This window comes from Pseudomonas sp. MC6 (genome assembly GCF_054790575.1).
The window spans coordinates 4,443,348-4,463,556 of sequence record NZ_CP186504.1 but is presented as its reverse complement, the minus strand read 5'-3'; the positions used below and the strand labels follow the sequence as shown (position 1 = coordinate 4,463,556).

Here is a 20,209-nt window from a genome sequence, read left to right as displayed (position 1 = left end):
AATCAAAAGATCGCAGCCTGCGGCAGCTCCTACAGGGGGATATGCATTTCTCTGTAGGAGCTGCCGCAGGCTGCGATCTTTTGCTTTAAAGCGATTTCCACAGCGAATCAAAATCCTCCTCGCTCCCGCCATTCTGCGTGGCCTCCAGTGAGCGATAGGCAAACTGATTGAAACTGTGCGTACTCGCCACCCGGCGATCCAGCCCGGCGCGGTGCTCCTCGCCCTGGGTGTTGATCAGCACCTTGCTGCCTTCCTGAAACGGCAGGCGCGGCGCCAGCAAGGTTGCCGGCACATCGATCGCACTGATCTCCGGTAACAATAGTCCGCGCAAATACTGACTGTGATCGTCCCGCGAGCGCACCAGTTGCAAACCGCAGGGCTGGGCGTGCGGTGCCACCAGTTCAATGCCCATCTGCGTGCCACCACCTCGCACCTGGCGGATCCAGCGGATCACCGCAATGCTCCAGCCCAGACCGACACTGTCCTGAATCCCGAGCATTTCTCCGGCCTGTAACTCGGCGGGCACTTCATTTGGCCACGCCAGACAGTAACCGCCGGGGCTGTGATTGATCACCGGCAGGGCGTGGGTCGGGTAATGCGGTGTGCTGTCGGTGGCGCTTTCATCCTCGAGCAAATGGTCGTACTGAATTTCCTCGTAGGGCAAAAACTCATCAGCCTTGCTCTGCGGTGCTGCATCGAATGCCTGACTCCAACTGTCCTTTTCACCTTCAGCGACGGCACGGCTGAAATTCGCCGAGCGCGCACCGGGATGCTTGAGCAGTTCGCTGAAACTGCGCTCGCCGCCGAGGTAGAAGTGCAGGGCGCTCATGCCGACGCACACGGTCAGATCGCCTTGGCCGACCGTGCGTTGAAAACTGCGTTCTGCAGCCTGACCCCAGGCGGCATGCAGGTGCTGCAGGGTATCGAAGCTCAGCCCGGCCGGGACGGGCAGCGGCGTCGAAGTGTCCTGATGCAGCAAATGCGCTTCGATGGCATTCACCAACGGCTGTGGATCGAAACCAAGCAATCCACGCTGTTGCTCGCTGCGAAACATGTTGCGGTAGCGCGGCCCGGCATCGAGCTCTGCGCTGATTGCCAACAGGCCAGCGTCCGGGTTTGCGGGATGCAGTTTGAGCAGTGCACTCCACGGTTCCAGCACTTCGGCCAGGCGGGCGATCTGGTTCTGGCGCAATTGATTGCAGCGGGCGCTGCCCAGCAATATTGCGGCGATGTAAGTCTGTTCCAGGCTCAGCTCTGTCGTCAGGCTGGCCAGATCGTCGTGCACGCGGCGGTGTTGCAGTTGTAATTCAGCGGCGCTGCGATACAGCTGATGCAGTTCGAACCACAGATGTTCCGGCGGCGAGCTGTATAACTGCGTGGCGCGCAGCAACTGGCCTTTGAGCGCATGGGCTGCCCGTTGCAGGGCCATGCTGACCAATGCTGCGCGATCCTTGCTGTACTTCGGGGCAATGCGCAGCACGATCTGTTTGTAGCCGACGGCCAGATGGCTTTGCAGTGCCTGACAGAGATTGCTGATCTTGCGCGAACGCTCGTCGAGCATGATCGCCTGATGCAGGAAATGCCGCTCCAGATGCTGGCAGACGAAATACACCTCGGGTCGCAACAGCTCCAGCAGGTTGAGGCGGTTGTCGCTGGGCGTGAGCAACAGATTGAGTTCGCCCAAGGCTTGATAAAGCAGGCGGGCGGTTTCGCCGATGTTGGCTTTTGGCAGGTCGGCAATCCAGCGCTTGAGGTCGCGTGGAGTCGCTTCGCAAAACGACAGGCGCGTTTGCGACGGGGTTGGCGCGTGAAGGAGTTGCGGGGAGTTGGTCTGGCTCATGCCAAAAACCATAGCAGCAAATGAACGACACGGCCTTGAACCTGTAGGAGCTGCCGAAGGCTGCGATCTTTTGATGTTGATTTTAGAAACCAGGATCAAAGGATCGCAGCCTTCGGCAGCTCCTACAAGGGGGCGACCGTCAGTTCAGGGATCAGGCGTTTGGCAGCGCCAGGCCTTGGCCCATCTGCACTGGCGAACCGGCGACCAGTTCTTCAGCCCATTTGACCTGATCCGGCCCGAACAGCACGATCGCGGTCGAACCCAGTTTGAAGCGGCCCAGTTCGGCACCTTTTTCCAGATGGATCGGGGCACGGGCGGCTTCGTCGTAGCGGAAGGTTTTCAGTTCACGCTTCGGCGGCGTGACCAGACCGGCCCATACGGTTTCGATCGAAGCGACGATCATCGCGCCGACCAGCACTACAGCCATCGGGCCGCGCTCGGTGTCGAAGATGCACGCCACGCGCTCGTTGCGAGCGAACAGTTCCGGTACGTTTTCAGCGGTGGTCTGATTCACCGAGAAGATCCGGCCCGGGATGTAGACCATTTCGCGCAGGGTGCCGGCCAGCGGCATGTGCACGCGGTGGTAGTCTTTCGGCGACAGGTAGATGGTGGCGAAGTCGCCGCCCATGAACGGCGCTGCGTTGGCCGCATCTCCGCCGAGCAGTTCCAGCACGCTGAAGCTGTGGCCCTTGGCCTGGAACACGCGACCGTGCTCGATCGGGCCGAGCTGGCTGACCGCACCGTCGGCCGGGCTGAGGATCGCACCCGGAGTTTCGTCCAGTGGACGCGCGCCGTCTTTCAGGGCGCGGGTGAAGAAGGCGTTGAAGTGCTCGTAAGCGGTCAGGTCTTCGACCAGCGCTTGCGACATGTCCACCTGATAACGCTTGGCGAACCATTGGGTAAAGGCATTCTTGAACCAGCGCACGCGGCACTCGGCAATGCAGCCAGCCAGGCGGGACAGCAGGTGATGAGGCAGCAGGTACTGGCTGAGGATAAACAGACGCTCTTTCATTGGTTGTCCTTAAAAAACCTTAAATCTCGACTGGCGTGTCAGGGTGGTTGCCCCATTCGCCCCAGGAACCGGCGTAGCCCTTGACCCGCGGATAACCGAGGGACTTGGCCACCAGATAAGTGAAGCCCGACCGGTGGTGGGTCTGGCAGTGGGTAATGATTTCTTTGTCCTTGGTGATCCCGAGGTCTTCGAGAATCTGCGGCATGTCCGTACGGATGCGCAGCTGACGCGCCTTGTCCATGCCGGCAGTCCATTCGAAATTGACCGCGCCGGGAATGTGCCCGGCCTTGGCGGCCAGCACTTTCTCGCCGGAATACTCCAGCGGCCCGCGCGCATCCCAGATCGCCAGATCGGCAGCGCCGAGACGGCTTTGCAGGTATTCGCGCGTGGCAGTCGGTGCTTCGTCCAGGGTCAATGCCAGCGGCCCACCGACAATCGGCGGAACCTGGATCGACATCGGCATACCATCCGCCAGCCACGCCGGCAGACCACCGTCTATATAGTGGTACTTGTCGTGACCGATGACGTCGAGCAGCCAGATGAAGCGCCCGGCCCAGCCGCCGCCTTCGTCGTCATAGACCACGTAGACCGCGTCTTTGCGATGGCCCAGTTCACCGAACAACGCCTCCAGATCAGCTTTCGCCGGCAGCAGGCCCGGCGCCGGCGGTTGACCGAGCTGGGTGCGTTTCGGGTCGACAAAGCGTGCGCCGGGCAGATGACCTTCGGTGTAGCGGGCAGCGCTGGTCAGATCCACCAGAATCAGTTCAGGGGAATCGAGGCGCGGGAGCAGGTCGCTCGGCTCGATGACGAGCGGCAAGCCAGAGAAGTCAGACATGTGAGGTCTCCAGGGCACAAAGGGGGGAATTGTAGCGCAGCCTCATCGGCCACGGCTGCTAAAGCTGTGCAGGGCTTTTTCGATGCACTGCGCGGTTTTGCCAAAAGCTTGCACGGTGATGTCGGCAAACGGCCCGCCGCCCTGATCGGCGACCACAATCATGATTACCCGGCCGTTATTCACCAGTGAGCGCAGGAACAGATGCTCGCCGCGAAACAGTGTGCGCAGGCCCGGCGGCAGCAGCGCGGAGAACTGCGCGTTGTTGTCCGGGGTAATCCGCACCTGTGCCTGTTGCGCCAGCAGCCGTTGCAGCACGCTGCTCTGGCTGACGACAAAATTCAGCGCCGCTGCTTCTTTCGGTAGCCCGGCGGTTTGATTCACGCGCAGATTCGACTGCGTGCGATCGGCCATCAGGATCATCACCCGGCGCATGCCGCTGGCGACCAGCGCATCGCGAGCGGCGACGGTCAGGCTCATCGCATTGGTGAAGCGGCTCGGTTCGGCGAGCAGTTCGGCGCATTGGCGGCGCCATTGGCCAAGGTCTTCAGCGCTCGGCGCAGCAGCCGGCAACATGCCTGCCGGCAAACGGTGCGTGCCCCATGGCCACAGTAGCGAAACCGCCGGGTGCCACAGATCGGGCATTGCATGCTGGCGTGCACTGTTGGCAGCCTGCTGGTGCAGTTGCTGCTGCACCTCGTCCATCGAGATTTGCAGATAAAGGCTGGTCAGGTACTGCCAGCGTTCGCTGTGCGGACTGTCCCAGGCTTGTTGCGCCGACAGCGCCAGACCATTGGCCAGCAGCACGGTGTTGGCTGGCTGGTTGAGCCAGCGGCGCAACGTCGGGTCATCGTCAAGGCGATTTTGCTGGCGCAGCGGATGTTCGCTGTCGCGGGCAATGCGCAGCACCTTCACCAGCTCGCGTTGTTCACTGAGCAGCAGTTTATAACCCTGCTGCACCCAGATCGGCAGGTGCCAGGCCTGCACCAACGCTTCTGCGATTTTCAGCAGGCGTACACCAAACAATTGTTTTTCGACTACGCGGGCCGATTCGCCCTTGTGGATAACCCGCAGTTCCCACTCTTCGAGCAATTGCGGATACGTCAGCGCCATCGGCCACAGCGGCGACAGAAACAGCAGGCTGCCCCAGTGAATGTCCTGCCACAGCCGCGCCAGGCGACTGGCGAAAAAACCGTTGGCCTGTTGCGTCGCGTGCTGGCTGATCATCTGCAATTGGCGCAGCGCCTTGGGGATTTGCATCAGCGGTTCGGCGGGCAGGCGCGCCAGCAATTCTTCGGTGCGGGCGAGGCCAAGGCGATTGATCGCCACCTCAAGGTTTTCCGCTGGGGTGGCCATGGTCCCGTGGGTGTGACGATTCGCCTCACGGATGATGCTCAAGGCCAGCGCCGGGCTGTCCTGCATCAGGTCGGCGATGTCGCGCAACGAACTGCGATTGTCACGGATCGCTCGGCAGACCTTGTCGTGAGCGTCTTGCGGTACGGGCAGCCGGACGCTGTCGAGCAACTTTACCCAGCCGTCAATGGTGGTCGGTTTTGCGTGTGGGACGTTCGTTTCATTAGCCATGTCTGGACGGGATCTTCACTGACTGTAGACGCGCCCGGCATGGGCTAAATTGGCTTTTCGCCTGAACTGGCTATAGTCTGGCGCAGTTTTGCCGATAAGTAGAAGAAGAGATTTTTTAACTTCCGAATATGACCTTGAACCCGACTTAAATAAGTACTTTCTACCTATGGCTAAAATTATCGGCATCATCGTCGTATTCGCGAGCGTGCTCGGCGGATACGTGCTCTCCCACGGCAAGATTGCCGCCCTGATCCAGCCTTTCGAGGTGATGATCATCGGTGGTGCTGCACTCGGTGCATTCCTGCAGGCCAATCCCGGCTACATGACGATGCACGTGCTCAAGAAATCCCTGAGCATGTTCAGTTCGCGCTTCAGCCACACGTTCTATCTGGAAGTGCTCGGCCTGATCTACGAGATCCTCAACAAGAGCCGCCGCGAAGGCATGATGGCCATCGAAGGCGACATCGAAGATGCCGCCGCGAGCCCGATCTTCGCCAAGTACCCGGCAGTGCTCAAAGACGAACGCATGACCGCGTTCATCTGCGATTACCTGCGCATCATGTCGTCCGGCAACATGGCGCCGCACGAGCTGGAAGGCTTGTTCGACATGGAACTGTACAGCCTCAAAGAAGACCTTGAGCATCCATCTCATGCGGTGAACGGCATCGCCGATGCCATGCCCGGTTTCGGTATCGTCGCGGCGGTACTCGGTATCGTGGTGACCATGGCCTCGCTGGGTGAGGGCGATCAGAAGTCGATCGGTCTGCACGTCGGTGCGGCACTGGTCGGTACCTTCTTCGGTATTCTCGCGGCGTACGGTTTTTTCGGCCCGCTGGCGCACTCGCTGGCCCACGATGCCAAGGAAGAGCTGAACGTCTACGAAGCCATCAAGGCCTCGCTGGTGGCTTCTGCTTCCGGCATGCCGCCGTCGCTGGCGGTCGAGTTCGGTCGCAAGGTGCTGTACCCGGCCCACCGTCCAAGCTTTGCCGAGCTGGAACAAGCCGTTCGCGGTCGCTAAGAAATGGAAAATAATCAGCCGATTATCATCAAGCGCGTCAAGCGCATAGCCGGCGGGCATCACGGCGGGGCGTGGAAAATCGCTTTCGCCGACTTCGCCACGGCGATGATGGCGTTCTTCCTGGTGTTGTGGCTGTTGTCCACGGCAACGCCGGAGCAGAAGATCGCCATCGCCGGTTACTTCAAAGACCCGGTCGGCTTTTCCGAAAGCGGTACGCCGTACATCATCGACCTGGGCGGCACGCCGACCCTGGCGCCGGAAAACACCCTCAACCCGGAAGTGAAGTCGCAGCCGCAACCCGACAAGGTCACGGTCGACACCGAACAGGTTGAAGGCATGGCCGAGCAGGTCGAGAAGGAACGTCTGGAGCTGCTCCTGCAAGAACTGCAGAACAAGGTCGACGAGAACCCGCAGCTGCAGAAATTCAAGGATCAGATTCTCTTCGAGATCACTCCAAATGGCTTGCGCATCCAGATCATGGATGCCGAGAATCGACCGATGTTCGACTCCGGTTCCGCACGTCTGAAGCCGTACTTCGAAGACATCCTGCTGGCCATGGCTGACACCATCAAAGCGGTGCCGAACAAGATCAGCATCAGCGGCCACACCGATGCCAAGCCTTATATCGGTACCGGTGATTACGGTAACTGGGAGCTGTCGGCCAACCGTGCCAACGCTGCCCGTCGTGCCTTGATCGCCGGCAGCTATCCGGATGCGCAAGTGGCGCGGGTCGTCGGTTATGCCTCGTCGGCGCTGTTCGACAAGGAAAACCCGTTCAACCCGGTCAACCGCCGCATCGACATTGTGGTGTTGACCAAAAAAGCCCAGGCGGCCATCGAAGGTTCGCAAGGTGCGGATCCGGCGAAACCGGCGGATCAAGGTCAGAATGGTGCGGCTCCGGCAGCACCAGTCGACCCGAATGCACTGCCGGCGGATCAGCAACCGGTGCCGGCGCACGAACTGCGCGAACGCTTGAACCTGTTCGACGACGCCGCGCCAAAACCGGCTGAACCGGGGAGCGCGGCGCCTGCCTCCGCTGCTCCGCCAGCTACTGCACCGGCCCCCACGCCGAAGCAGTGATTCACAAAAAGCCACGGTCACCGTGGCTTTTTTGTATCTGCCTGCGTCGCAATGACCAGTCGCAGTTTTCGCAATCACGGAAGATCAGTTAATGGAAAGACTCAAAGCCTATTTTCAACGGCATGGCAACGCACCCTTCAAATTTGGCGAGGGGCGGGTCAGTGGCTATATTTCGGCCACCCTCGGGCTGTTGAGCCTGTTGGCGGTGTTTTGTTTTCTCTTCCCGGAATGGCTGACCACGGCCGAACTGCGCAAGGTCTATGACGAGCAGTTTGCGCGCACCACGCTGTTGCTTGGTCTGGTGCTGTCATTCAGCCTCGGCACCCTGAATATCCTCCTTAACAAGCGTAAACGCCTAGGAATCACCGGTCTGGTCGCATCGGGCCTGGCGGTATTCCTCGGTGGCACCAATGTTCAGGTCAGTTCGATCGGACAGACCCCGTACTCGCTGGGCCTGGACTGGTTTGTGCTGGCGCTGCTGGTGTCGGCGATCGTGTTCATTCCTCTGGAGAAGCTTTATTCCAAGGATCCCGAGCAAAACATCCTGCGCCCGCACTGGCGCACCGACCTGACCTACTTTTTCGTCAGCCACATGCTGGTGCAATTCATCCTGATCTTCATCACCGCCTCCTCGAGTTACATCGCCGGTTGGGCGATGTCGCCAAGCTTGCAGACCAGCGTGCAAAGCCTGCCGCTAGTTGTGCAGTTTCTGCTGGCGATCCTGGTTGCCGATCTAGGTCAATATTGGCTGCACCGGCTCTACCATGTGGTGCCATGGCTGTGGCGTATCCACGCGGTGCATCACTCCAGTACGCACATGGACTGGCTCGCCGGTTCGCGTGTGCACTTCATCGAAATCCTGCTGACCCGAACCGGTGTGCTGGTGCCGTTGATGCTGCTGGGCTTCGCGCCGCAAGCATTGAATGCCTATGTGATTCTGGTCGGTGTTCAGGCAGTACTCGCCCACGCCAACGTGCGGATCAACGGCGGCTGGCTGAATTACCTGATCGTGCTGCCGCGCTATCACCATTGGCACCATGCTCGGCACAAGGATTACATCTACAAGAACTACGCCATCCACACGCCGCTGGTGGACATGCTGTTCGGCACCTTCAAGTTGCCGCCCAAAGAATGGCCGGTACGTTACGGCGTGTTCGGCAAGGAGTTGCCGGGCGGGATTGTGCGTCAGCATCTGTATGCGTTTCAGAAACCTGAGCCGAAAATGGTCGTGCCAAAACCGCCCGCCAGCGTTTGAGGCAAAAAAAAGCCGCGAGATGATCGCGGCTTTTTTGTGTCCGGCTACTTAATAGCCGTTTTCCGGCAGGCTGGCGATGATCGAGCGGTAGCTGTTCATCCGCTGCTGCTGGATGCGTCCGTCTTCGAGTGCCTTGAGCAGCGCACAACCCGGTTCGCGGTCATGTTTGCAATCGCGGAAGCGGCAGGTGCCGAGCAGATCATCGAACTCGATGAAGCCTGCTTCGACATCGGCGCGGCTGACGTGGCCGAGGCCGAACTCACGGATACCCGGGGAATCGATCAGTTCACCGCCGCCAGGGAAGTGAAACAGCCGTGCGGTGGTTGTCGTGTGCGTGCCCTGGCCGGACAGTTCGGACAGTGGCCCGACACGGGTTTCAACCTCAGGCAGCAAGCTGTTGACCAATGACGACTTGCCGACACCGGACTGGCCGACGAACACGCTGATGCGCCCGTCGAGTTGCTGTTGCAGTTGTTCCATGCCGTTGCCGTGGTGCGCCGAGACTTCCAGCACCGGATAACCCAGCGTGCGATACACCGCCAGCAGCGCATTGAGCGCCGGGGCGTTCTGCTCGTCGATCAGGTCGAACTTGTTCAGCAGCAGCAATGGACGGATGCCGGCGTGTTCGGCAGCAACCAGATAACGGTCGATCAGGTTGGCGTGAGGCTCGGGCAGCGGCGCGAAGACGATGACGATCATGTCGACGTTGGCGGCTACCGGTTTGAGCTGACCACGGCTGTCCGGGCGGCACAGTTCGGTGGTGCGCGGCAGTTGCGCGACGATCACACCAATGCCCTGATTGCCGGCACGCCAGACGACGGTATCACCGGTCACCAGTGCGGGCAGGTTGGCGCGCAAGTGGCAGCGGAAGACCTGGCCGGCCTGATCGCCGTCAACAGCTTCGACCTCGACCTGCACACCGAAGTGGGCGATCACCAGACCTGTTTGCTCCGGGCCCAGATCGCCGCCCTCAAGGGCTTCGACCGCCGAGGACTCGCGTTTGGCGGCGCGTGCGGCGCGTTCGCCCTGAATCTTTTCGATGCGCCAGTTTTGACGACGATTGAGTTGGCGTTTGGCCATGGGTGTTCCGTCTGAAGAATGCAGCGATTAGGTAAAACGGCCGCGAGTTTAGCACGCCCGGCCACCGGCCTAGGCTAAACTGCGCAGCATTGCCTAGGAGCCGAAATATGCCAAACCCGCAGAACCTGATCTGGATCGACCTGGAAATGACCGGTCTGGATCCGGAAAACGACGTCATCATCGAGATGGCCACTATCGTCACCGATAGCGATCTGAACACGTTGGCCGAAGGGCCGGTGATCGCCATCCACCACAGTGACGAAGTGCTGGCCCGCATGGACGAGTGGAACACTCGTACCCATGGCAACTCCGGCCTGACCCAGCGCGTGCGCGACAGCCGCATCAGCATGGCCGAGGCAGAAGCCGAAACCATCGCCTTCCTGGAAAAATGGGTGCCGAAGGGCAAATCGCCGATCTGTGGCAACAGCATCTGCCAGGATCGCCGCTTCCTTTATACGCATATGAAGTCGCTGGAAAGCTACTTCCACTACCGCAACCTCGACGTTTCCACGCTCAAAGAACTGGCCGCGCGCTGGGCGCCGGACGTGCGCGACAGCTTCAAGAAAGGCAGCACGCACCTGGCGCTGGACGACATCCGCGAATCGATCGCCGAGTTGCAGCACTACCGCAAGCATTTCATCAAGTTCTAATGCCTGGCGATGGGGGCGGGCATTGCGATTGCCCCCTTTTGGTGCCGCACTGAAATGGCTAGACTGCGCGCCTTCCTGCCTGGATCGCCACCATGTTGCTGATGCTCTATCTGATCGCCATTACTGCTGAAGCCATGACTGGCGCCCTCTCTGCCGGGCGGCGCGGCATGGACTGGTTTGGCGTGGTGCTGATCGCCTGCGTGACAGCCTTGGGCGGTGGCTCGGTGCGCGATGTACTGCTCGGGCATTATCCTCTGACCTGGGTAAAACACCCGGAATACCTGGTGCTGACCTCGGTCGCTGCAATGTTCACCGTGTTCACCGCGCGCTGGATGCGCCATCTGCGTTCGCTGTTCCTGGTGCTCGACGCCGTCGGCCTGGTGGCGTTCACCCTGATTGGCTGCATGACCGCGCTGGAAATGGGCCACGGCATGCTGGTCGCGTCGGTCAGCGGTGTGATCACTGGCGTCTTCGGCGGCATCCTGCGCGATATCTTCTGCAATGACATACCGCTGATTTTCCGCCGAGAGCTATACGCCAGCGTCTCGTTTGCGGCGGCGTGGTGTTACATGCTTTGCCTGTATCTGAACGTGCCGAGCGAGCAGGCGATTTTGATTACGCTGTTTGGCGGCTTTCTATTGCGTTTGTTGGCGATTCGCTTTCATTGGGAAATGCCCAAGTTCGTTTACAACGACGCGCCTTGACGTTTGGCGTGTTGCTTCAGCGCCCATTCGACGTGCTCTTGTACCAGCGCTGACGGGTATTCACGGCGCGCCTTCAATGCTTCCAGAACCGGAATGCTCGAGGGGGCGTTGCCCAGTCCCACGGCCAGATTGCGCAGCCAGCGTTCATACCCGGCCCGACGCAGCGGTGAGCCTTCGGTACTGCTGAGAAATTTGTCTTCGTCCCACATGAACAGTTCAGCCAGTTCAGCGTTGTCCAGATTGTGCCGTGGCTTGAAGTCGCTTTCCCCGGAGTGCTTGGCGAACCGGTTCCACGGGCAGACGATCTGGCAGTCATCGCAACCGAACACACGGTTGCCGATCAGCGGTCGCAAATCTTCGGGGATCGCGTTTTTCAGTTCGATGGTCAGGTAGGAAATGCAGCGGCGCGCGTCCAGCACGTAAGGGCCGACGAATGCGTTGGTCGGGCAGATATCGAGGCACGCAGTACAGCGGCCGCAGTGTTCGTTGCTGTGCGGCTCATCCACCGGCAACGGTAGATCGACGAACAGTTCGCTCAAGAAAAAATAGCTGCCGGCCTTGCGATTCAGCACCAGGGTGTTTTTGCCGATCCAGCCCAGCCCGGCCTGTTCGGCAATGGCTTTTTCCAGCACGGGCGCGCTGTCGACAAACGCGCGGAAACCGAACGGGCCAATCTCCGATTGAATCTTGTCGGCCAATTGCTGCACACGTTTACGGATCAATTTGTGGTAATCGCGGCCCAAGGCATAACGCGACACGTAAGCTTTTTCCGGTTGCGCCAGCATTTGCGCCATTTGCGTATCGCCCGGCAGGTAGTCCATGCGCAGCGAGACCACGCGCAACGTGCCCGGCACCAGCTCTTCCGGGTGCGAGCGTTTGCTGCCATGGGCGCCCATGTAGTCCATTTCGCCGTGGTAGCCGGCCTCGAGCCAGCGCGCGAGATGCTGCTCATGCTCGGCCAGATCCAGGCCGCTGATGCCGACTTGCTGAAAGCCCAGCTCGCGACCCCAATCCTTGATCGATTGGGCGAGGGCGGGCAGGTCTGTGGTGATGGCGGACATGAGGCGAGAGAAACCGGAGCTGAGGTGCGTATAATTCTGCCAGACATCGGAGCCCGAAGACGCATGCCGCACACGAAAGATCAATTACCCGACGCGCTGTATGGCGCCGCACAGGTGCGCGAACTCGATGCACGGCTGATTGCCGCCGGTACGCCGGGCTTCGAATTGATGCAGCGCGCGGCCCATTCGACGTGGCGAGCACTGGTGCGGCAATGGCCGTCGGCGACTGAACTGACGGTGCTGGCCGGGCATGGCAACAATGCCGGTGACGGTTATCTGGTCGCGGCCTTGGCGCAGCGAGCCGGCTGGCAGGTGCGGGTGTTGGCGGTCGGCGATCCGCAGCGTTTGCAGGGCGATGCCGCGCAGGCCCATGCCGAAGCGTTGGCGGAAGGTGTTGCGGTGCAGGCCTGGCAGGCTGAAAGCGAATTACGCGGCGTCATTCTCGATGCATTGCTCGGCACGGGTCTGAGCGGGGACGTGCGCGAGCCTTATCTCTCGGCGATCAAGGCAATCAACGCCAGCGGTTTGCCGGTGACCGCCGTCGATATTCCTTCTGGTCTGAGCGCCGACACCGGGCATGTTCTGGGCGCCGCTGTGCAGGCTGATCTTACGGTGACCTTTATCGGGCTGAAAATCGGTCTGTTCACCGGCGACGCAGCGGATCATGTCGGCCAATTGGTATTTAACGATTTGCAGGCCCGCGCCGACATCTATCGTGACATTCCATTTATCGCCCGAAGGCTCAACACGGCTAATCTTCCGAGGTTGGCGGCGCGTGCCCCGACTTCGCACAAGGGCCGTTTCGGCCATGTGCTGTTGATCGGCGGCGATCACGGTTTTGGCGGGGCGATTCTGCTCAGCACCGAAACGGCCCTGCGCAGTGGCGCGGGCATGGTGTCGCTGGCGACCCGTCCTGAACATATCCCCGCAGCACTGAGTCGAGTGCCGGAAGCCATGGCGCTCGGCGCGTCTTCTGCCAATCAGTTGATGGGTTTGCTGGAGAAAGTTTCTGTGCTGGTGGTCGGCCCGGGACTTGGGCAGGCCAGTTGGGGCCGCGCACTGTTGTCGGCGGCCGCCAACGCAGCACTGCCGCAAGTATGGGACGCCGACGCATTGAACCTGCTGGCGAGCGGTTTCGTTGAGTTGCCCAAGGATTGCGTGATCACCCCGCATCCGGGCGAAGCCGCGCGCTTGCTGGGAATCAGCACCGCCGAAGTGCAAGCGGATCGTCCGGCGGCGGCGCTGGCATTGAGCAAAAAATATACAGCGGTTGTGGTGTTGAAAGGCGCCGGCAGCCTGATCGCTCACCCCGATGGCCGTCTGGCGTTGTGTCACCAAGGTCATCCGGCCATGGCCACCGCCGGACTCGGCGACGTGCTGGCCGGTTTGACCGGTGCGCTGCTGGCACAAGGCATGGACGGCTTCGATGCTGCCTGCCTGGCCGTCTGGCTGCACGCCAATGCCGGTAGGCAACAAGGAAAATTCGGCCGTGGGCTGGCGGCCAGTGATCTGATTCCAGCCATTCGTCAGTTGTTGGAGGAGCAAGCACCGTGTCTGAAGTAACCCTGTACCTGGCCGATGAACAGGCCATGAGCGACTTTGGCGCACGGATTGCCCGCGTGACTCAAGGCCACGGGCTGATTTTTCTCGAAGGCAACCTGGGCATGGGCAAAACCACGCTATCGCGGGGCATCATTCGTGGCTTGGGCCACGTTGGCTCGGTAAAAAGTCCGACCTTCACCTTGGTCGAACCCTACGAAATCGGTGACATCCGCGCCTTCCACTTCGACCTGTATCGCCTGGTCGATCCGGAAGAACTGGAGTTTCTCGGCATCCGCGACTACTTCGAAGACGACGCCCTTTGCCTGATCGAGTGGCCCGATAAAGGTGCAGGCTTTTTGCCAAAGCCTGACCTGACCATTACCATTAGCCCGCAAGACAGCGGGCGTTCGCTGAAAATTTTATCCCAGGGCTCACGTGGCGAGGCCTGGTGTGCCGCTTTGGCATTGGAATCCAATTAAATGATGGGGTTAGGTATGCGCTTTCGCGCGTTGGTGGCTGCCGCTGGACTGTTGTTGATGGCAGTAACCGTCAACGCTGTGGCCGATTCGAAGGTCAACAGCGTGCGCCTGTGGCGGGCGCCGGACAACACGCGACTGGTCTTCGACCTCAGCGGTCCGGTGCAGCACAGCGTGTTTACCCTGACCGCTCCGGATCGACTGGTCATCGACATCAACGGCGCCACCCTCGGTGCGCCACTGAATGTGCAGACTGCGAACACGCCGATCACCGCAATGCGTTCGGCCCAGCGTACGCCGACCGATTTGCGCGTGGTCATCGACCTGAAGAAAGCCGTCACCCCGAAAAGCTTCTCGCTGGCGCCGAACGCGCAGTACGGCAACCGTCTGGTGGTAGACCTGTTCGATAACCCGGCCGACGCCGCCCCGCCGCCTGCGCCAACGCCGCAGGTGGCGACAGTGCCAGCGGTCCCGGTAACCCCGACCGAGCCGGCAATCAAGTTGCCACCAGCCCCAGCCGGCAAACGCGACATTATTGTCGTGATCGATGCCGGCCACGGCGGCGAAGATCCGGGTGCGTCCGGCTCGCGCGGTCAGCGTGAGAAAGACGTGGTATTGCAGATCGCCCGCGAGTTGCAGCGTCAGGTCAACGGCATGAAAGGCTTCCGCGCCGAATTGACCCGTACCGGCGACTACTTCATCCCGCTGCGCGGCCGTACCGAAATCGCCCGCAAGAAGGGCGCCGACCTGTTCGTCTCGATTCACGCCGACGCTGCGCCGTCTGCGGCCGCCTTCGGCGCCTCGGTGTTTGCCCTGTCTGATCGCGGTGCAACTTCCGAGACAGCGCGTTGGCTGGCCGACAGCGAAAACCGTTCCGACTTGATCGGTGGTGCCGGCAACGTCAGCCTCGACGACAAGGACCGCATGCTCGCGGGCGTGTTGCTCGACCTGTCGATGACCGCCTCGCTGACCTCCAGCCTCAACGTCGGGCAGAAAGTCCTGACCAACATCGGCCGTGTCACGCCACTGCACAAACAGCGTGTGGAGCAGGCCGGGTTCATGGTGCTGAAGTCGCCGGACATCCCGTCGATCCTGGTCGAAACCGGCTTCATCTCCAACGCCAACGAAGCGAACAAACTCTCGGCGTCGAGCCACCAGCAAGCGCTGGCGCGTTCGATCAGCAGCGGCGTGCGTCAGTTCTTCCAGCAGAACCCGCCGCCGGGCACGTACATCGCCTGGCTGCGTGATTCCGGCAAGATCGCCCAAGGCCCGCGCGATCACCGCGTCGGCCCGGGTGAGACGCTGGCGATGATCGGCGTGCGTTATCAGGTGTCGCCGGCCACGCTGCGTGCCGCCAACAACCTGAAAAGCGATGAGCTGAAAGTCGGTCAGCACTTGACCATTCCAGGCACCGAACTGGCGTCCAAAGAATGAACGAAGTGCTGAACGCGGCTGCCCGCATCGAACTGCTCAGCCCACGGCTGGCGAACCAGATTGCCGCCGGTGAAGTGGTTGAACGCCCGGCTTCGGTGATCAAGGAACTGCTGGAAAACAGCCTCGACTCCGGTGCCAAACGTATTGATGTCGACGTCGAGCAGGGCGGGGTCAAGCTGCTGCGCGTACGTGATGACGGCAGCGGGATTTCCGCCGATGACTTGCCGTTGGCGCTGGCCCGTCACGCCACCAGCAAGATCCGCAACCTCGAAGACCTTGAACAGGTAATGAGCCTGGGTTTCCGTGGTGAGGCGCTGGCCTCGATCAGCTCCGTGGCGCGTCTGACCCTGACCTCGCGCACCCGTGGTGCCGATCAAGCCTGGCAAGTCGAAACCGAAGGTCGCGACATGGCGCCTCGTGTTCAGCCGGCGGCGCATCCGGTCGGCACTTCGGTGGAAGTCCGCGATCTGTTCTTCAACACCCCGGCGCGGCGCAAATTCCTCAAGACCGAAAAAACCGAATTCGATCATCTGCAAGAAGTGATCAAGCGTCTGGCGCTGGCGCGTTTCGACGTCGCGTTTCATCTGCGCCACAACGGCAAGACCATTCTCAGTCTGCATGAGGCCCACGATGACGCGGCCCGTGCCCGGCGTGTGGCGGCAATCTGCGGCTCGGGCTTCCTTGAGCAGGCGCTGCCGATCGAGATCGAACGCAACGGCTTGCATCTTTGGGGCTGGGTCGGTTTGCCGACCTTCAACCGTAGTCAGGCGGATTTGCAGTATTTCTTTGTGAATGGCCGGGCGGTGCGCGACAAACTGGTGGCCCATGCGGTGCGTCAGGCTTATCGCGATGTGTTGTTCAACGGCCGCCATCCGACCTTTGCGCTGTTCTTCGAGGTCGATCCGGCAGCCGTCGACGTCAACGTTCACCCGACCAAACACGAAGTGCGCTTCCGAGACGGTCGGATGGTGCATGACTTCCTTTATGGCACCTTGCACCGCGCGTTGGGCGATGTGCGTCCGGAAGATCAGCTTGCCGGTTCTGTCACCACTGCGATCGTCCGCCCAAGCGGCCTCGATGCCGGTGAGTTCGGCCCACAGGGCGAAATGCGTCTGGCGGCCAATGCGCTGCTGGAACAGCCGCAGGCGCAACCGGCGTTCAATACCTCGTCCGGTGCCGGTGCTGGCGGCGCTTACCAGTATCAATACACGCCGCGCCCGCAATCGGCGGTGCCGCCGGCTGCCGAGGCGCAGGCCGCATACCGCGAGTTTTTCGCGCCGCTGCCTGAGGCCAATGCCAACGCACTGCCGGCTGGTCAGGAAGATATTCCGCCGCTCGGTTACGCACTGGCGCAGCTCAAGGGCATCTACATTCTGTCCGAGAACGCTCAAGGTCTGGTGTTGGTGGATATGCATGCCGCCCATGAACGGATCATGTATGAGCGTCTGAAAATCGCCATGGCCAGCGAAGGCCTCAGTGGCCAGCCATTGCTGGTGCCGGAATCGCTGGCGGTCAGTCAGCGCGAGGCCGATTGTGCTGAAGAGCACGCCGCATGGTTCCAGCGACTGGGCTTTGAATTGCAGCGTCTGGGCCCGGAAACCCTGGCGATCCGCCAGATCCCGGCTTTGTTGAAGCAGGCCGAAGCCAACCGTCTGGTCGGTGACGTGCTGTCGGATCTGATGGAGTACGGCACCAGCGACAGGATTCAGGCGCACCTCAACGAATTGCTCGGCACCATGGCCTGTCACGGCGCGATTCGCGCCAACCGGCGCCTGGCCCTGCCGGAAATGAACGGCCTGCTGCGTGACATGGAAAACACCGAGCGCAGCGGTCAATGCAACCATGGCCGACCGACCTGGACCCAATTGGGCCTGGACGATCTGGACAAACTGTTCCTGCGCGGTCGTTGATGAGCCAGCTACCTCCAGCGATTTTCCTGATGGGCCCGACCGCTGCGGGCAAGACCGATCTGGCCATCGAGCTGACCAAGGTGCTGCCGTGCGAGTTGATCAGTGTCGATTCGGCGCTGGTCTATCGCGGCATGGACATCGGCACCGCCAAGCCTTCGAAAGAACTGCTGGCCGAATATCCGCACCGTTTGATCGATATCCTTGATCCGGCTGAAGCCTATTCGGCTGCGGATTTTCGTCGTGACGCCCTGCAAGCCATGGCCGAGATCACCTCGCGCGGAAAAATTCCGCTGTTGGTGGGCGGTACGATGCTCTATTACAAGGCTTTGGTCGAAGGTCTGGCGGATATGCCAGCGGCCGATGCCGAGGTTCGCGCGCAGATCGAAGAAGAGGCTGCACGCCTTGGCTGGCAAGCCCTGCACGACCAATTGGCGGTCATCGATCCGGTGTCCGCGGCGCGGATTCACCCGAACGATCCGCAGCGCCTGAGTCGCGCGCTGGAAGTTTACCGAGTCAGCGGTCAGAGCATGACTGCGCTGCGCCAGCAACAATCTGCGCAAAGTACTGAAGCAGCCGCTTCGGGACTGCAACAATTGCCCTATACTGTCGCGAACTTGGCCATTGCCCCGGCAAACCGCCAGGTACTGCACGAGCGCATTAAACAAAGATTCACAATTATGTTGGAACAGGGATTCATCGACGAGGTCGTAGCCCTGCGTAAAAGAAGTGACCTGCATTCAGGGTTGCCGTCTATACGTGCGGTAGGCTACCGCCAAGTCTGGGATTACCTGGATGGCAAGCTGACGTTGGCCGACATGCAGGAGCGCGGCATCATCGCCACGCGCCAATTGGCCAAACGCCAGTTCACCTGGCTGCGCAGCTGGGAAGATCTACACTGGCTGGACAGTCTTGATTGCGACAATCTGCCACGCGCCTTGAAATACCTTGGGACCATCTCCATATTGAGCTGAGTCCTTGCAATTGCCGTCTATCCTTGGGGGTGTGGCGGCCAAAGCCATCTGAATTACCTATTTTTTATTATTGAATCCTTAAAGGAGTGCGGCACATGTCAAAAGGGCATTCGCTACAAGACCCTTACTTGAATACTTTACGTAAAGAGAAAGTTGGGGTTTCCATCTATCTGGTCAACGGTATCAAACTGCAAGGCACGATCGAGTCGTTCGACCAGTTCGTGATCCTGCTGAAAAACACCGTGAGCCAAATGGTTTACAAACACGCTATCTCGACAGTAGTGCCGGTTCGTCCAATTCGTCTGCCTAGCGCAACCGAATCCGAAGCAGGTGACGCTGAGCCAGGTAACGCCTGATAGGAGTCTCCTTTGTTCTTTGAGCGCCACGGTGGTGGTGAGCGAGTGATCCTCGTTCACTTGGATGGACAGGACCCTGAGGCGCGCGAAGATCCGCAGGAGTTTCAGGAATTGGCTAATTCGGCCGGCGCCGAGACCGTTGCGTTTTTTAACGTGCCGCGTCATCGGCCAACCGCCAAATTTCTGATCGGCAGCGGCAAGGTCGAGGAACTGCGCGACCTGGTCAAGGCTGAAGAAGCCGATCTGGTGATTTTCAATCACATCCTCACGCCCAGTCAGGAACGTAACCTCGAACGTGTTTTCGAGTGTCGCGTGATCGACCGTACCGGTCTGATTCTCGATATTTTTGCCCAGCGCGCCCGCACCCATGAAGGCAAGCTCCAGGTTGAACTGGCCCAGCTTGACCACATGAGCACGCGGCTGGTTCGCGGCTGGACTCACCTTGAACGTCAGGGTGGCGGTATCGGCATGCGCGGTCCAGGTGAAACCCAACTGGAAACCGACCGCCGTTTGCTGCGGGTTCGCCTACGCCAGATCAAGGGCCGGCTCGAGAAGGTGCGCAGCCAGCGCGAGCAATCGCGACGCGGCCGCTCCCGTGCGGATATCCCTACCGTGTCTCTGGTGGGATATACCAACGCCGGCAAATCCACGCTCTTCAACAACGTGACGAAATCCGATGTCTACGCGGCCGACCAATTGTTCGCCACGCTGGACCCGACCCTGCGCCGTCTCGACATTGACGACCTGGGGCCGATCGTTCTAGCGGACACGGTGGGCTTCATTCGTCACTTGCCGCACAAGCTGGTCGAAGCATTTCGGTCTACCCTCGAAGAGTCGAGCAATTCCGATCTGCTGTTGCACGTGATCGATGCGGCCGAACCGGATCGCATGTTGCAGATCGAGCAGGTGATGGTGGTGCTGGGCGAGATTGGTGCCCAGGACTTGCCGATCCTCGAGGTCTATAACAAACTCGATTTGCTTGAAGGTGTTGAGCCACAAATCCAGCGCGACGAAAACGGCAAGCCCCAGCGGGTCTGGCTGTCGGCGCGTGATGGCAGTGGTCTGGAATTGCTTGAACAAGCCATCGCCGAATTGCTTGGCAGTGATTTGTTTATCGGTACCTTGCGCTTGCCGCAACGATTCGCGCGACTGCGTGCGCAGTTTTTCGAACTCGGTGCGGTGCAGAAAGAAGAGCACGACGAAGAAGGCATCAGTTTGCTGGCCGTTCGTTTGCCCCGTGTCGAGTTGAATCGACTGGTAAGCCGCGAAGGATTGCAGCCGATGGAATTCATCGAGCAACACACTTTGCAATAAAAGCCTGACAAAGCGGTTGTGCCGCAACGGCAGGCATTCTGTAGCATTGGTCGGCGCGCCGTGGGTGCGTCTTTGCTTTATCAGATGGAG

At 60.4% G+C, this 20,209-nt stretch carries 18 protein-coding genes; 12 read left to right on the top strand and 6 right to left on the bottom strand.

From position 1 onward, the window contains the following. Positions 1 to 85: 85 nt before the first annotated feature. The 4 genes from ACOYXE_RS19940 to ACOYXE_RS19925 form a co-directional block, all read right to left on the bottom strand. Entirely contained in the window at positions 86 to 1,840 is a 1,755-nt protein-coding gene (locus tag ACOYXE_RS19940) for a molecular chaperone (protein WP_460926487.1), read from the bottom strand. 151 nt (positions 1,841 to 1,991) lie between these two features. After that, positions 1,992 to 2,852, bottom strand: a complete 861-nt coding sequence (gene asd, locus ACOYXE_RS19935; RefSeq protein ID WP_077570589.1) for an archaetidylserine decarboxylase — start codon at positions 2,850 to 2,852, stop codon at positions 1,992 to 1,994. A 19-nt stretch (positions 2,853 to 2,871) separates the two neighbouring features. Beyond that, positions 2,872 to 3,687 (bottom strand): thiosulfate sulfurtransferase, encoded by an 816-nt coding sequence (gene rhdA / locus ACOYXE_RS19930; RefSeq protein WP_160055321.1) that lies wholly within the window; start codon positions 3,685 to 3,687, stop codon positions 2,872 to 2,874. A gap of 42 nt (positions 3,688 to 3,729) precedes the next feature. Then, on the bottom strand, positions 3,730 to 5,268 hold the full coding sequence (locus tag ACOYXE_RS19925; RefSeq protein WP_160055324.1) for an HDOD domain-containing protein: 1,539 nt from the start codon (positions 5,266 to 5,268) through the stop codon (positions 3,730 to 3,732). Positions 5,269 to 5,434: 166 nt separating this feature from the next. Between ACOYXE_RS19925 and motA the strand changes: the two genes are divergently transcribed. The 3 genes from motA to ACOYXE_RS19910 all read left to right on the top strand — a co-directional run bounded on the left by motA (position 5,435) and on the right by ACOYXE_RS19910 (position 8,621). Continuing rightward, positions 5,435 to 6,286: a flagellar motor stator protein MotA gene (motA, locus tag ACOYXE_RS19920; protein ID WP_007952169.1), complete on the top strand. Its 852-nt coding sequence runs from the start codon at positions 5,435 to 5,437 to the stop codon at positions 6,284 to 6,286. A gap of 3 nt (positions 6,287 to 6,289) precedes the next feature. Then, a complete protein-coding gene (gene motB, locus ACOYXE_RS19915) occupies positions 6,290 to 7,366 on the top strand; it encodes a flagellar motor protein MotB (protein WP_460926486.1) in 1,077 nt (358 codons plus the stop codon). 91 nt (positions 7,367 to 7,457) lie between these two features. Next, positions 7,458 to 8,621, top strand: a complete 1,164-nt coding sequence (locus ACOYXE_RS19910; protein ID WP_160055330.1) for a sterol desaturase family protein — start codon at positions 7,458 to 7,460, stop codon at positions 8,619 to 8,621. 48 nt (positions 8,622 to 8,669) lie between these two features. Here the strand turns inward: ACOYXE_RS19910 and rsgA are convergent, their stop codons facing one another. Next, a complete protein-coding gene (gene rsgA, locus ACOYXE_RS19905) occupies positions 8,670 to 9,701 on the bottom strand; it encodes a small ribosomal subunit biogenesis GTPase RsgA (protein WP_038360332.1) in 1,032 nt (343 codons plus the stop codon). A 107-nt stretch (positions 9,702 to 9,808) separates the two neighbouring features. Between rsgA and orn the strand changes: the two genes are divergently transcribed. Together orn and ACOYXE_RS19895 are read left to right on the top strand one after the other, a co-directional pair. Beyond that, entirely contained in the window at positions 9,809 to 10,351 is a 543-nt protein-coding gene (orn, locus tag ACOYXE_RS19900; protein ID WP_077570608.1) for an oligoribonuclease, read from the top strand. A gap of 92 nt (positions 10,352 to 10,443) precedes the next feature. Continuing rightward, entirely contained in the window at positions 10,444 to 11,055 is a 612-nt protein-coding gene (locus ACOYXE_RS19895; protein ID WP_095120635.1) for a trimeric intracellular cation channel family protein, read from the top strand. Here ACOYXE_RS19895 and queG read toward each other — a convergent pair. Then, entirely contained in the window at positions 11,037 to 12,116 is a 1,080-nt protein-coding gene (queG, locus tag ACOYXE_RS19890) for a tRNA epoxyqueuosine(34) reductase QueG (RefSeq protein ID WP_160055333.1), read from the bottom strand. The genes ACOYXE_RS19895 and queG overlap by 19 nt on opposite strands. A 63-nt stretch (positions 12,117 to 12,179) precedes the next feature. Here queG and ACOYXE_RS19885 point away from each other — a divergent pair, with 63 nt between their 5' ends. From ACOYXE_RS19885 to hflX, 7 genes are all read left to right on the top strand, one after another. Next, the gene (locus ACOYXE_RS19885) at positions 12,180 to 13,679 is read left to right on the top strand and encodes an NAD(P)H-hydrate dehydratase (RefSeq protein WP_160055336.1); all 1,500 of its coding nucleotides are present in this window, start codon (positions 12,180 to 12,182) and stop codon (positions 13,677 to 13,679) included. Continuing rightward, positions 13,667 to 14,137 (top strand): tRNA (adenosine(37)-N6)-threonylcarbamoyltransferase complex ATPase subunit type 1 TsaE, encoded by a 471-nt coding sequence (gene tsaE / locus ACOYXE_RS19880; RefSeq protein ID WP_160055339.1) that lies wholly within the window; start codon positions 13,667 to 13,669, stop codon positions 14,135 to 14,137. Before ACOYXE_RS19885 ends, tsaE begins: the two co-directional genes overlap by 13 nt. Positions 14,138 to 14,194: 57 nt before the next feature. Then, positions 14,195 to 15,568 (top strand): N-acetylmuramoyl-L-alanine amidase, encoded by a 1,374-nt coding sequence (locus ACOYXE_RS19875; protein WP_371748301.1) that lies wholly within the window; start codon positions 14,195 to 14,197, stop codon positions 15,566 to 15,568. Positions 15,569 to 15,576: 8 nt separating this feature from the next. Continuing rightward, complete coding sequence (mutL, locus tag ACOYXE_RS19870) at positions 15,577 to 17,478, top strand: DNA mismatch repair endonuclease MutL (RefSeq protein ID WP_174244491.1); 1,902 nt, start codon at positions 15,577 to 15,579, stop codon at positions 17,476 to 17,478. Continuing rightward, positions 17,478 to 18,449 carry a tRNA (adenosine(37)-N6)-dimethylallyltransferase MiaA gene (gene miaA, locus ACOYXE_RS19865; RefSeq protein ID WP_460926485.1) on the top strand — a complete coding sequence of 324 codons (972 nt, stop codon included), beginning with the start codon at positions 17,478 to 17,480 and terminating at the stop codon, positions 18,447 to 18,449. Before mutL ends, miaA begins: the two co-directional genes overlap by 1 nt. Before the next feature lie 95 nt (positions 18,450 to 18,544). After that, a complete protein-coding gene (gene hfq, locus ACOYXE_RS19860) occupies positions 18,545 to 18,805 on the top strand; it encodes an RNA chaperone Hfq (protein ID WP_007902656.1) in 261 nt (86 codons plus the stop codon). Between the two features lie 12 nt (positions 18,806 to 18,817). Next, positions 18,818 to 20,119 carry a ribosome rescue GTPase HflX gene (hflX, locus tag ACOYXE_RS19855; RefSeq protein WP_122593812.1) on the top strand — a complete coding sequence of 434 codons (1,302 nt, stop codon included), beginning with the start codon at positions 18,818 to 18,820 and terminating at the stop codon, positions 20,117 to 20,119. Positions 20,120 to 20,209: the final 90 nt, after the last annotated feature.